Here is a 12,675-nt window from a genome sequence, read left to right as displayed (position 1 = left end):
CCCGCGGCGTAGCATGGCGATGATCCGCCCGCACCCGAGGAGAGCTCCCGACCATGACCTACCCCCTGGGGCTGAACCTCGCCGGACGCGCCGTGCTAGTGGTCGGTGGGGGACCGGACGCCGCGCGTCGGACGCGGTCCTTGCTCGCCGAGGGCGCCCTCGTGGACCTCGTGGCACCTGATCTGCATGACACGTTGCGGGACCTCACGAGCTCACCCGGTCTCACGTGGCACGAGCGCGCGTTCCGCCCCGACGACCTCGGCGGCGCGTGGCTCGTCTTCCTCCACGTCTCGGACTCCGGGGAACGGGAGCGGGTGGCGCTCGCGGCGGAAGAGCGTCGGGTCCTGTGCGTCGCGGACGACGCCGCGCCCAGGCCCGATCGCGCAGCCGACACTCGGGCACCGGTCACTCAGGAACCCGGGACAGTGGCGCTGGTGGGCGGAGGACCCGGCGACCCCGGACTGCTCACGGTGCGCGGACGGCAACTGTTGGCGGACGCGGACGTGATCGTCGCGGACCGGCTCGGCCCCACGGACCTCCTACCAGAGCTCGCCCGGCACGCCCGCATCATCGACGTGGGCAAGCGCGCCGGGTACCACAAGTACACGCAGGACCGGATCAACGAGACCCTCGTGGAGCAGGCGAAACTCGGACTGCGGGTCGTGCGGCTCAAGGGTGGGGACCCGTACGTGTTCGGCCGCGGTGGCGAGGAAGTCGAGTTCTGCCGGGCCCACGGTGTGGCCACCCAGGTGGTGCCGGGTGTGACCTCGGCGATCTCCGTCCCCGCCGCGGCGGGGATCCCCGTGACCCACCGGGACATGACCCACGGGTTCACCGTCATCACCGCGCACCAGCAATTGCGTCACGTGCCGTACCGGGACGGGCACACCCTGATCCTCATGATGGGCGTGCGGGGTCTCGAACATAACGCCGAGCTGCTCATGGCCGCGGGCTACCCCGCAGACACCCCGGTCGCGGTCGTGGAGCGGGGCTGGACCCCAACCCAGCGCACGACCGTGGCGCAGCTGGACACAATCGCCTGCGTGGCCCGCGAGCGCGAGGTCACTGCTCCCGCGGTGATCGTGGTGGGCCGGGTCGCGGCGCTCGCGCAGAAGTCATGCGCGACCCCCGGCCCCCAGGAGTCGGCTCAGGAGGGCTGACCCACCGGGATCTTCGCCCCGGACACCACCACCTTGTGCTCCTCACCGACCTCGGACCGGGCGATCTCCTCGGGGGTGGCCGGCGGATCTGTTCGCGTTCGAGCACGTACATGCGCGCGTCCACGTCCTCCGGCGCACTCGCGGCTGCAGCCCGAGACCCCGAACTTGAACTTGTGGGGTGAGCGCAGCCCGCGGTAGCGGTTCTCCAGGTCCACGGCGAGCGCCACCGAGTCCTGCACACCGAAGCGGCACCACGAACTGCCGATGCACGACTTCACATTGCGCAGCGCCTTGCCGTACGCGGAACCGGACTCGAATCCGGCGTCCACGAGTTTCTTCCAGATCGTCGGCAGCTGCTCCAGGCGGGCCCCGTAGAGCCCGATGCGCTGGGCACCCGTAATCCTGGTGTACAGCCCGTACTCCTGACCCACCCGGGCCAGCACGCCCAGCTTCTCGGGAGTGATCTCGCCCCCGGGGATGCGGGGGATCACGGAGTAGGTGCCGTCCTTCTGCCTGTTGGCCATGGTGCGGTCGTTGGTGTCCTGCAGGGTCCCGCGGCCGCCGTCGAGCGAGCGGTGTTCCGCACCAATGACGACCTCGTGTTCGCGACCGACCACAGGGACCCCCGCTCCCGGGCGCTCGTGATGGCCCGGGGGATCATCGGGCGCACGGGGCAGTACCACACGGTCGCCTCACCCCTGTACAAGGAGACCTACGACCTCGCGACCGGGCGGTGCGTGTCCGGCGCGGAGTACACGCTGCCCGTCCACCCGGTGCGCGTGCAGGACGGCCGGGTCCTGGTGGTGGTGTCCGGGAGAGACGAACAGGGCGGCGGCGAGCAGGGCGAGTAGTCCCTCCCGTCGGGGTATTATGGCGGGGTGCGCCCTGCGCGCACGGGTGTCGATCCGGCCATCACCGGGGAGCCCTTCCGGAAGAACAGGCACCGCGCCCCAGTAGAACCGGACGACTCGGGCCCGTGACAGCCCCCAACGAGCGACTCGCGGCGTCGTCGGCTGTGCCGATGCCACCGCGGGTAAGCGAGGTGGTACCGCGCCACCGGCGCCCCGCGCGCCCGAGCGTCCTCGCATCCTGAACCACACACCCCTCAGGATGGAGCACCGTGACCGAATCCTTCGTGTATCCCAAGGCGAGCACCGACCCCAGCGCACACGGGGTGCCCTCCGCGCCGCGTTTCCCCGCGGTCGAGGAGCGCGTCTTGGATTACTGGAAACAGGACCACACCTTCCAGGCGAGCATCGACCAGCGCGACCGCGGGGACCACGGGTCCAACGAGTTCGTGTTCTACGACGGCCCGCCCTTCGCCAACGGCCTGCCCCACTACGGCCACCTGCTGACCGGCTACGTCAAGGACCTCGTGGCCCGCTACCAGACGCAGCAGGGCCGGCGCGTGGAGCGTCGCTTCGGGTGGGACACCCACGGACTGCCGGCCGAACTCGAGGCCATGAAGCAGCTCGGGATGACCGACAAGCAGGACATCGAGGCCATGGGCATCGACAAGTTCAACGACGCCTGCCGCGCCTCCGTGTTGAAGTACGCGTCCGAGTGGCAGGACTACGTGACCCGCCAGGCCCGCTGGGTGGACTTCGACAACGACTACAAGACCCTGAACGTGGACTACATGGAGTCCGTGATCAGCGCGTTCAAGGCCCTGGATGACAAGGGTCTAGTCTACTCCGGCTACCGCGTGCTGCCGTACTGCTGGAACGACGAGACGCCCCTGTCCAACCACGAGTTGCGCATGGACGACGACGTCTACAAGAACCGCCAGGACCCCTCCGTGACCGTGGCGTTCACGCTCTCCGAGGACACCTCGTGGGCCACCGATCCCGCCGTGGCCGCCGAACTCGCCGGCGCGGAGGCCATCGCCTGGACCACGACCCCCTGGACCCTGCCCACCAACGAGGCGCTCGCGGTCGGTCCGCACATCGACTACGTCCTGGTCCCCGGTGCCGGCGACCTGGCCGGGCGCCGCTTCCTCGTGGCCGCGGAGCTCGCGGGCGGGTACGCCAAGGAGTTCGGGTACGACGACGCCGCGGCCGTCGCGGACGCCGTCACCGCCCACTACACGGGCGAGCAGCTGGGCGGAATCCGGTATCGGCCGCTGTGGGACTACTTCACGGACGCCGAGCGCTTCGGGACGCAGAACGCGTGGCAGATCCTCGTGGCCGAGTACGTGTCCACCACGGACGGCACGGGCATCGTGCACCAGGCCCCCGCATACGGCGAGGACGACCAGATGGTGTGCGCCGCCCACGACATCCCCGTGGTGCTCTCCGTGGACGAGAGCGGACGGTTCTACGATTTCTTCACGGACGAGTCCCTCGCGCAGGGCGCGCCGCTCGGGGAACTCGCCGGGCACAACGTGTTCGACAAGGACGTGGCCCGCACCGTGGTCCGGGACCTCCGAGCCCGCGGCGCGCTGCTGCGGGAGGCCTCCTACGAGCACTCGTACCCGCACTGCTGGCGCTGCCGTAACCCCCTGATCTACCGCGCGGTGTCCTCGTGGTTCGTGAGCGTGACCGCGTTCAAGGACCGGATGGTCGAGCTGAACCAGCAGATCAACTGGATCCCCGATAACGTCAAGGACGGCCAGTTCGGCAAGTGGCTCGAGAACGCCCGTGACTGGTCCATCTCTCGCAATCGCTACTGGGGTTCACCCATCCCGGTGTGGGAATCGAGCGACCCCCATTACCCGCGCCGGGACGTCTACGGTTCCCTCGCGGAGCTGGAGCGGGACTTCGGCCGACTTCCGCGCAACGCCCAGGGCGAGGTGGACCTGCACCGGCCGTGGATCGACGACCTGACCCGGCCCAACCCGGACGACCCCACGGGCGAGTCCGTGATGCGCCGCGTGCCCGAGGTGCTGGACGTGTGGTTCGACTCCGGGTCCATGCCGTACGCCCAGGTGCACTACCCCATGGAGAACCGGGAGTGGTTCGAGACCCACAACCCGGGTGACTTCATCGTGGAGTACATCGGTCAGACCCGCGGCTGGTTCTACACGCTGCACATCCTGGCCACCGCGCTGTTCGACCGCCCCGCGTTCCGCAACGTGATCTCCCACGGGATTGTGCTGGGTTCGGACGGGCAGAAGATGTCCAAGTCGCTGCAGAACTACCCGGACGTCAACGAGGTCCTGGACCGGGACGGTTCGGACGCCATGCGCTGGTTCCTGATGTCCTCGCCCATCCTGCGCGGCGGCAACCTGATCGTCACCGAGCAGGGCATCCGCGACGGCGTGCGCCAGATGATGTTGCCGCTGTGGAACGTGTACCACTTCTTCGGTCTGTACACGAACGCCGCGAACGGGGGAGCGGGCTACGACGCCCAGTTGCGCCACGACGCCGATCACGTGATGGACCGCTACATCCTCGCGGAGACCGGCGCGCTCGTCACGGACGTCAAGCGGTTGTTCGACGACTACGACATCTGGGCCGGTGCCGAGCGGTTGCGCTCCTACATGGACACCCTCACCAACTGGTACGTGCGCCGTTCCCGCGAGCGGTTCTTCGAGGAGGACACCCAGGCCTTCGACGTGCTGTACACGTGCCTCGAGACGGTGTGCCGCGTGGCCGCCCCGCTGCTGCCGCTCGTCACGGAGGAGATCTGGCGCGGTCTTACGGGTGGGCGCTCCGTGCACCTGACCGACTGGCCGGATGCCTCCCTGTTCCCGCGGGACGAGGCCCTACTCACGGCCATGGAGCGCACGCGCGCCATCTGCTCGGCCGGGTCCGGTCTGCGCAAGACCCACAACCTGCGCGTGCGGCAACCGCTCGCGGGCATGACCGTGGCCGTGCCCGGGGCGCATGCCCTAGAGGGCACGTTCCAGGAGATCATCGCCGATGAGTTGAACCTCAGGTCCGTCACGCTCGAGGACTCGGAGCAGGTCAGCGCCGCGGACCACGGTATCTCCCAGGAGTTGAAGGTCAACGCCCGCGCGGCGGGCCCGCGCCTGGGCAAGCAGGTCCAGCAGGTCATCAAGGCCACCAAGAACGGTGACTGGTCGGTCTCCGCGGACGGCGTCGTCGTCGCCGGCTCCGTGCCCCTGCAGGAGGGCGAGTACGAACTCGTCACGGTCGTCGACGACGCCGCGGCGGACTCCGCGCGCGCCGTGACCGTTCTGCCCGGCGGCGGGTTCCTGGTCCTGGACACCGAACTGACGGATGAACTGCGCGCCGAGGGCGTGGCGCGGGACATGATCCGTGCGATCCAGCAGGCCCGGAAGGACGCGGACCTGCAGGTCTCGGACCGGATCCGCACCCACGTCGCCGCGGACGCGCAGACCGTGGCCGCCGTGGCCGCGAACCGCGAGCTCGTGCAGTCCGAGACCCTGTCCCGCGAGCTCGAGCTCTTGGAAGCGGACGAGCCGTCCGTGACCGTGGCGGTGATCGACGCGTGAGCGGGGCCCAGGAGCACGAGGACTTCGCATCGGTCGAGAATATCTACCAGCACCTGCTGAGTCGGGCGCCGGAGGACAGGATGGCGCCGCGACTGGACGCCGTGGCCGCCGCGGTCGCCGCGCTCGGGGATCCGCACCGCAGCGCACCCGTGGTGCACGTGACCGGGACCAACGGCAAGACGTCCACGGCCCGGATGATCGAGTCGCTGTTGCTCGCCCACGACCTGCGCGTGGGCCGGTACACGAGCCCGCACCTCGAGCGCGTCACGGAACGGATCAGCATCGACGGCGAACCCGTCCCGGACGAGACGTTCGTGCGGATCTACTCTGAGATTGCCCCGTACCTCGAGCTCGTGGACCGACAGCTCGAGGCCGACGGCGCTCCCCGCCTCACGTACTTCGAGACCCTTACGGTCCTGGCGTTCGCGGTCTTCGCGGACGAACCCGTGGACGTCATGGTCCTTGAAGTCGGCATCGGTGGCACGTGGGACGCGACCAACGTGGCGGACGCCGCGGTGTCCGTGGTGACCCCGATCGGGCTGGACCACACAACCATGCTCGGGGACACCGTGGGGCAGATCGCCCGGGAGAAGGCCGGGATCATCAAGCCCCAGGGCTTCCTCGTGAGCGCGGCGCAGCAACCCGAGGCCGCGCAGGTCCTGCTGGACCGGGCCCGGGAACTCGGTGACCCGTTCCGGTTCGAGGGCGTGGAGTTCGCCGTGACCGGGCGTTCCACCGCGGTGGGCGGCCAGGTCATCACCGTGCAGGGGCTCGCGGGGGAGTACCCGGATCTCATGTTGCCGCTGTTCGGGGCCCATCAGGCCCAGAACGCCGCGGTGGCCGTGGCCGCCGTCGAGGCGTTCGTGGGGGGAGGGGACAAGCCCCTGAACCCCGAGCTCGTGGCCACGGGACTGGGTGCGGTCTCCTCGCCGGGCCGGCTCGAGCTCGCCCGCAAGGCACCGCCTGTGATCCTGGACGCGGCCCACAACCCGCACGGTCTGCTGGCCTCGGCGACCGCGGTGCGCGAGGCCTTCACGTTTACCAAGCTCAACCTGGTGGTGGGCGTGCTGCGAGACAAGGACGCTGCGGAGATGATGCGCGTGCTCGTGGACGAGTACCACGAGTTCGAGCTCGAACTGTGGTGCACCCGCTCCCAGTCCCCGCGCGCTGTGGCACCCGAGGAACTCGCGGAGATCGCCGAGGAGATGGGCTTCGACGAGGACGCCGTGCACGTGAGCGAGCGACTGGACGACGCGTGCGCCGCGGCCATCCAGGACGCCGCGGCCCGCGAGCAGTTCGACGGCGCGGTGCTCGTCACCGGGTCCATCACCGTGGTGGGTGAGGCCCGTGTGCTGCTCGGACTCTGAGCCCGCCGCCCCGACCACGGAAGGAGCCCGATGGCCCGCATGACCAAGGCCCAGCGCGAATGGCGTCCTGGCCAACCCAAGAAGCCACGCTCGATCAAGACGATGTTCGCCTCGAGCGTGCTCTCCATCGAGGCGTTCATCGTGTTCTTCGCCGCCCTCGCGGCGTTCGGACTCACGGCGCGGGACTGGAGCACGGCCGGGAAACTGTGGCTCATGGGCGGATCGGTGGTGCTCGCCCTGGTGTTCCTGCTGGCGTGCGGCCTCCTGCGCAAGCCGTGGGGGTACACCCTCGGGTGGGTGCTGCAGGTCGTGCTCATCGCCACGGGAGTGCTCGTGCCCTCAATGTTCGTGATCGGCGTGTTGTGCGCCCTGGCCTGGTGGTACGCCGTGGTCAAGGGTGGCGCGATGGATCGTGAGAACGTGCGGCGCGCGGAGGAACAACGCCGCTGGGAGGCCGAGAACCCCCTGACGTGATCACCGTCTCCCGGCCGCGGTCCCCGGGCGTTGCCGCGCGGGGACCGCAGGCCGTTAGGCTCGGAACGGAACCTGATCGACCGAGGACTCCGCGTGGGTCCACAGCAAGGAGAAGCACATGACGCAACGCACCCTCGTCCTCGTGAAGCCGGACGGCGTCCAGCGCGGCCTGACCGGGCAGATCCTGGCCCGCATCGAGGCCAAGGGCTATACGCTCGCGCAACTCGAGCTCGTGACGGCGACCCGCGAGATTCTCGAGCGGCACTACGAGGAGCACCAGGGCAAGCCGTTCTTCGAGCCGCTCGTGGAGTTCATGCTCTCCGGGCCCGTCGTGGCCGCCGTGGTCGAGGGGGACCGGGTCATCGAGGGCTTCCGCAGCCTCGCCGGTGCCACCGAGCCCACCACGGCCGCCCCCGGTACCATTCGCGGCGATTTGGGTCGGGACTGGGGCGAGAAGGTGCAGAAGAACCTCGTGCACGGCTCCGATTCGCCCGAGTCTGCCGAGCGGGAGATCGGCATCTGGTTCAGCTGAGCTGAACGCGGGATCCATGACCGACTACGACCCGCGGATCGTCGACCTGTACGACGGGGACAACCCCGACGGGCCGGACCAGGCCTTTCGTGACCGCGGCATCCTGACCGATCAGTTACGGCGCGCCGGGTTCGAGGTCGACGCGGTTCGGGGCGACTGGCAGCGGACGCCATTCGACGGCACGCACCCCATCATGGTGTTCGAGGCGCACGCCGTCTGAGCGCGGCGTCGGTGAACGGCTCAGGCGAAGATCGCGGTCGAGAAGCGCACCGCGATGATCCCGAAGACGATCACGAGCACCCCGATGCCCAGGAGCCACGCCCACGCGGCGGAACCGGCGGCGGTGCCACGCGAGGAACCGATCAGGCCGGCGCGGCGCATCCGCGCCGTCGTATGCGCGAGCAACAGGGTCTGGGCGCACCACACGATCATGCAGTACAGGCACAGGGCGTTGATGTTGAAAGTGGTCTGCCACCACAGCCACAGGGTGAACACCGAGCCGGCGGCGATCCCCAGCCACAGCAACCACCAGAACCAGCTGGCGTAGCGTGCGCCGGCGAGCACGCCCACGGCCACGGCGATCACCACGGCGTACGCCACGATCCCGATGAACGGGTTGGGGAAGCCGAAGAGCTCCGCCTGCGGGGTGCGCATGACCGTGCCGCACGAGAGCCACGCGTTGATGTCGCAGCTCGTGCGGTGTCCTGCGTCCTTGTAGATCGCGAGCCGTTCCGCCACGAGCACGGCCGATGCGGCGAAACCCACGATCGAGAAGATCACCGCGAGCACGGCCCACGAGCGGTCCGAACGGGTGGCGGGGGCCGGAGTCGTCTCGGGTGTCCGGTCGGTCAGGGGGGTGGTCGCGGAAGTTGGGCTCACGTGCCCGATCGTAGACCACGCGCATGACGACCCACCGGGCGCGGGCCGCCCGTGGCGGCGGGTGACGTCGGCACACACCCCGTACACGCGCTGTGGTCCGGCCGGTGGAATGTGGTCCGGACCACCCGGAATGCGCCCCGGCCCGGGGTGACTGTGAGATACTGCCAATGGTCGGGCCTCAGCCGCACGTGAGGAACCGGCCCGGCAGGAACACCGATCTCCCTCGGTACGGACCCGCGCTCTCACAGGATCGAGCGCGTCCGGAGCGGGGCAAGTTCGCGGTCCCCACGGACCCAGCGACTCGGGCATCCGCCGGCTCGCGGACAGTGTGCGTAACACACGCCGCGCCCGCGAGTACGACTTTGACTTCCGGCGGCCGCGTGGCGAACACCGGCTCGACCGACCGAGCACACCTCGGGCCCGGGTGCGGGCGGTGTCCCGAGCAGGAGCACAACTTCACATGGAACCTGAGAAGGACAACGCGGAACAGTCACCCCTCGAGACTGCCGCCACCACCCCCGTCGAGGACAGCACCACCACCGACCCCGCCGTCACGCCTGATGCACCGGCCGACGACGCCGCCGTTCCCCATTCCGAGCCCGACGCCGCCGTGCCCGCCGACACCGCTACCGGGCAACCCGCGACGACCGACGCGTCCGCCGAGGATCCGGGGACGTCCGATTCCGCGGCCACCGCTTCCGACGATGCTGGCGTTGCGCACACGCCCGCGCGCGAGATCCCAGTGGCCGAGATCCCCGAGGCCGAGCAGCCCGCGGAGAGTATCGAGGACGAGATCGCGCTCGATGTCGAGGACGCAGCCGGTGACGCCGCTGAGAGCGCCCGCGAGACGGATGAGCAGGCCGCTCTGCGCGCCGACGGGCCCGAGCAGACGACGCAGGCCGGCGAAGGAACCGGCTCGGCCGAGACGAGCGACGAGCAGACCGACACCTCGGAACAGACGGACGCGCAGACTGTACAGGTCGAGAAGTCCGCGAACGACCAGCCCAGCACCCAGGAGAACTTCGGGGCCTTCGGTCCCGGCGCCTCCCTCATGTTCCATGCCCCGGACCCGGACGAGATCCGCCGTGCCGCCGAGGAGCAGGCTGCCCGACTGCGCGAGGCCGCCAAGGAACGCGACGCCCAGCGCGAGGCCGAGCGGGCCGCACGCAAGGACGTGGACAGCGAGGACGACAAGTCCGGCGAGGTCACGAGCAAGCGGCGTCGCCGGCGGCGTCGCGGTGACGAGGACATGGAACTCGTGGACGAGTCCGACGGCTCGGTGACCCGGGTCCGCGCCCCGCGCGGTGCCGGTGAGGGCACGGGCAGCGACGAGGTGACCGGGGTCAAGGGCTCCACGCGGCTCGAGGCCAAGCGTCAGCGTCGTCGTGAGTCCCGGCAGTTCGGCCGCCGCCGCCACGTGATCACCGAGGCCGAGTTCCTGGCCCGGCGCGAATCCGTGGAGCGCAAGATGCTCGTGCGACAGAAGGACGACCGGATCCAGATCGGTGTGCTCGAGGACGGGATCCTTGCCGAGCACTTCGTCTCGCACACCCAGCAGGATTCGCTGATCGGCAACGTGTACGTGGGCAAGGTGCAGAACGTGCTGCCGTCCATGGAGGCCGCCTTCGTGGACATCGGCCGGGGCCGCAACGCCGTGCTCTACGCCGGTGAGGTGGACTGGGACGCCGCCGAGCTGGGCAGCAAGCCCCGCAAGATCGAGAACGCCCTGAAGTCCGGGGACACCGTGCTCGTGCAGGTCACCAAGGACCCCGTGGGGCACAAAGGTGCTCGGCTCACGAGCCAGGTGTCCCTGCCCGGTCGCTACCTCGTCTACGTCCCGGGCGGTTCCATGACGGGGATCTCCCGCAAGCTCCCGGACGTGGAGCGCCAGCGACTGAAGAAGATCCTCAAGGACCGGTTGCCGGAGGGTGCGGGCGTGATCGTGCGCACTGCGGCGGAGGGTGCCTCCGAGACCGAGCTGACCAACGACATCAACCGGCTGCGCTCGCAGTGGGAGCAGATCCAGGACAAGGCCAAGTCCACCAAGACGCTGGCCCCGGAGATGCTGTACGCGGAACCGGACTTGACCATCAAGACCGTGCGGGACGTCTTCAACGAGGATTTCTCCGCCATGGTGGTCCAGGGCGAGCAGGCGTGGGACAACATCGAGGCTTACGTGACCTACGTGGCGCCCGACCTGCTGGACCGCCTCGAGCGCTGGACCGGCGATGACGACCTCTTCGAGCACATGCGCGTGGAGGAGCAGATCCAGAAGGCCCTCGAGCGCAAGGTCTTCCTGCCCTCCGGCGGATCGCTCGTGATCGACCGCACCGAGGCCATGACCGTGGTGGACGTCAACACCGGCAAGTTCACGGGCTCCGGGGGCAACCTCGAGGAGACCGTGACCAAGAACAACCTCGAGGCCGCCGAGGAGATCGTGCGGCAACTGCGGTTGCGTGATATCGGCGGGATCATCGTGGTGGACTTCATCGACATGGTTCTGGAGTCCAACCGCGATCTCGTACTGCGCCGGCTCGTGGAGTGCCTGGGCCGGGACCGCACGAAGCACCAGGTGGCCGAGGTGACCTCCCTGGGTCTCGTGCAGATGACGCGCAAGCGCATGGGTACGGGGTTGCTCGAGGTCTTCTCCGAGCCGTGCGAGGAATGCGCGGGCCGCGGCGTCGTGGTCCACGACCACCCCTTGAAGGGCCGCTCCGGCGCGGCTCCCTCCGACCAGCGCGGCACTCGACACGAGCGTAAGCGTTCGCGCAACAAGCAGCACAACGGTGCGCAGGACAAGCCCAGGAACGGCAACCAGCACCACGGTTCGGACGAGCCGGACCAGGCGCGCGTGGAGGCCACCCGCACGGCGTTAGCGAACATCGCCGCGGCCTCCTCCCACGACGAGTCCGACGACGCCGCACGGAATGCTTCCCAGGGCACCGCACCGCAGTCCGGGGGCGGGCAGGCCGAGGACACCGGTTCCCAGGAGCAGCAGACCTCCCGCGGTCAGCAGGGCGGGGAGCACGCGTCCGAGAACTCCCACGGGGAGTCCGAGGGCGGGCGCCGTCGCCGCAAGCGCCGCGGCAAGCGCAGCCGCGGTCGCGGTCAGCAGGGCGAGGACAACGCCGTGCAGAACGACGGTTCCGGCCGGGACGGTTCCGGGAACGACTCGCGCGGGGATTCCCGGTCCGAGGACCGTTCCGGTGGGGACTCGTCCGCGAGCCTCACGATCCACGGCGAGGTCATCGAACTGCCCCACGGGCAGTCTGAGCAGCGGGGGAGCGAGGGCACCCAGGAGGCCCTGTCCCTGGATTCGCTGAGCGCCGCGTTCACGGATGCGGGCGAGGACGAAACCTCGACCGAGGGTGCCGTTCAGGATGCGGACGCCGCGCCCCAGCCGCGGGAGGCGGTGTCGAAGCGGTCGGCCGCCGGACACGCGCCGTCGAACTCCGGGACTGCGCAATCCAGTACAGGGCAGACGAGTGCCGCGCAGCAGCAGAGTTCCGGGGCGGCGTCGTCCGCCGGCGGGAACCGGCCGGCGGAGGCGCCGGCGGCTCCGGCCCGACGGCGTCGTGGGTCGCGGCGTGCCGTGGCGCCGGCGGCCGCGCCCGGAACCGCGAGGGTGGAGACCCACGAGTACACGCAGGAACGGCAGGTCAGCCGTTTCACCGCGGAGGCCGGGGCCGCGACCCCCGCGGCGTCCGGTGACCAGCCCACCATCGTGGGTGTGGGCATCAAGGCCCAGGACATCACGATGACCGGCAAGCAGGACTGAGTGACCGGCGGCTGGATCCATCGCCACGCGGGCACTGCAGGGGCACCCGGGATTCCGGGTGCCCC

General features: G+C 69.7%; 9 protein-coding genes and 1 pseudogene. 8 read left to right on the top strand and 2 right to left on the bottom strand.

Features of this window, described 5'->3' with window-relative positions; translation table 11 throughout:
- Positions 1-53 precede the first annotated feature (53 nt).
- Positions 54-1,160 carry a uroporphyrinogen-III C-methyltransferase gene (cobA, locus tag IE157_RS07530; protein ID WP_098055027.1) on the top strand — a complete coding sequence of 369 codons (1,107 nt, stop codon included), beginning with the start codon at positions 54-56 and terminating at the stop codon, positions 1,158-1,160.
- A gap of 116 nt (positions 1,161-1,276) precedes the next feature.
- Here the strand turns inward: cobA and IE157_RS07525 are convergent.
- Positions 1,277-1,729: pseudogene (locus IE157_RS07525) on the bottom strand (nitrite reductase (NAD(P)H)); the annotation flags it as partial.
- Positions 1,730-1,759: 30 nt separating this feature from the next.
- Here IE157_RS07525 and IE157_RS07520 point away from each other — a divergent pair.
- The 6 genes from IE157_RS07520 (at position 1,760) to IE157_RS07495 (ending at position 8,173) form a co-directional block, all read left to right on the top strand.
- The gene (locus IE157_RS07520; RefSeq protein ID WP_305142994.1) at positions 1,760-2,011 is read left to right on the top strand and encodes a nitrite reductase (NAD(P)H) small subunit; all 252 of its coding nucleotides are present in this window, start codon (positions 1,760-1,762) and stop codon (positions 2,009-2,011) included.
- 269 nt (positions 2,012-2,280) lie between these two features.
- Positions 2,281-5,580 carry an isoleucine--tRNA ligase gene (gene ileS / locus IE157_RS07515; RefSeq protein ID WP_193519597.1) on the top strand — a complete coding sequence of 1,100 codons (3,300 nt, stop codon included), beginning with the start codon at positions 2,281-2,283 and terminating at the stop codon, positions 5,578-5,580.
- On the top strand, positions 5,577-6,947 hold the full coding sequence (locus tag IE157_RS07510; RefSeq protein ID WP_167318424.1) for a bifunctional folylpolyglutamate synthase/dihydrofolate synthase: 1,371 nt from the start codon (positions 5,577-5,579) through the stop codon (positions 6,945-6,947). Before ileS ends, IE157_RS07510 begins: the two co-directional genes overlap by 4 nt.
- Before the next feature lie 30 nt (positions 6,948-6,977).
- Complete coding sequence (locus tag IE157_RS07505) at positions 6,978-7,421, top strand: DUF4233 domain-containing protein (RefSeq protein WP_144930874.1); 444 nt, start codon at positions 6,978-6,980, stop codon at positions 7,419-7,421.
- Positions 7,422-7,539: 118 nt separating this feature from the next.
- A complete protein-coding gene (ndk, locus tag IE157_RS07500; protein ID WP_064846151.1) occupies positions 7,540-7,953 on the top strand; it encodes a nucleoside-diphosphate kinase in 414 nt (137 codons plus the stop codon).
- A 16-nt stretch (positions 7,954-7,969) separates the two neighbouring features.
- Complete coding sequence (locus IE157_RS07495) at positions 7,970-8,173, top strand: hypothetical protein (RefSeq protein WP_193519595.1); 204 nt, start codon at positions 7,970-7,972, stop codon at positions 8,171-8,173.
- Positions 8,174-8,193: 20 nt separating this feature from the next.
- On the opposite strand, the gene IE157_RS07490 is transcribed toward IE157_RS07495, so the two are convergent.
- Positions 8,194-8,832, bottom strand: coding sequence for a vitamin K epoxide reductase family protein (locus IE157_RS07490; RefSeq protein WP_318281382.1), 639 nt, complete (start codon positions 8,830-8,832; stop codon positions 8,194-8,196).
- Positions 8,833-9,292: 460 nt separating this feature from the next.
- Between IE157_RS07490 and IE157_RS07485 the strand changes: the two genes are divergently transcribed.
- Complete coding sequence (locus IE157_RS07485; protein WP_193519593.1) at positions 9,293-12,610, top strand: Rne/Rng family ribonuclease; 3,318 nt, start codon at positions 9,293-9,295, stop codon at positions 12,608-12,610.
- The last annotated feature ends 65 nt before the right edge of the window (positions 12,611-12,675 follow it).

It is taken from the genome of Kocuria marina (genome assembly GCA_014652975.1).
Lineage (GTDB): Bacteria > Actinomycetota > Actinomycetes > Actinomycetales > Micrococcaceae > Kocuria > Kocuria marina.
The sequence above is the reverse complement of the archived record's forward strand: the minus strand, read 5'-3'. Positions and strand labels throughout refer to the sequence as shown.

Bases quoted from the DNA above. Each gene is read 5' to 3' on its own strand.
- IE157_RS07505 (WP_144930874.1), top strand. From the start codon at position 6,978: ATGGCCCGCATGACCAAGGCCCAGCGCGAATGGCGTCCTGGCCAACCC.
- IE157_RS07495 (WP_193519595.1), top strand. From the start codon at position 7,970: ATGACCGACTACGACCCGCGGATCGTCGACCTGTACGACGGGGACAAC.
- IE157_RS07485 (WP_193519593.1), top strand. From the start codon at position 9,293: ATGGAACCTGAGAAGGACAACGCGGAACAGTCACCCCTCGAGACTGCC.
- cobA (WP_098055027.1), top strand. From the start codon at position 54: ATGACCTACCCCCTGGGGCTGAACCTCGCCGGACGCGCCGTGCTAGTG.
- ndk (WP_064846151.1), top strand. From the start codon at position 7,540: ATGACGCAACGCACCCTCGTCCTCGTGAAGCCGGACGGCGTCCAGCGC.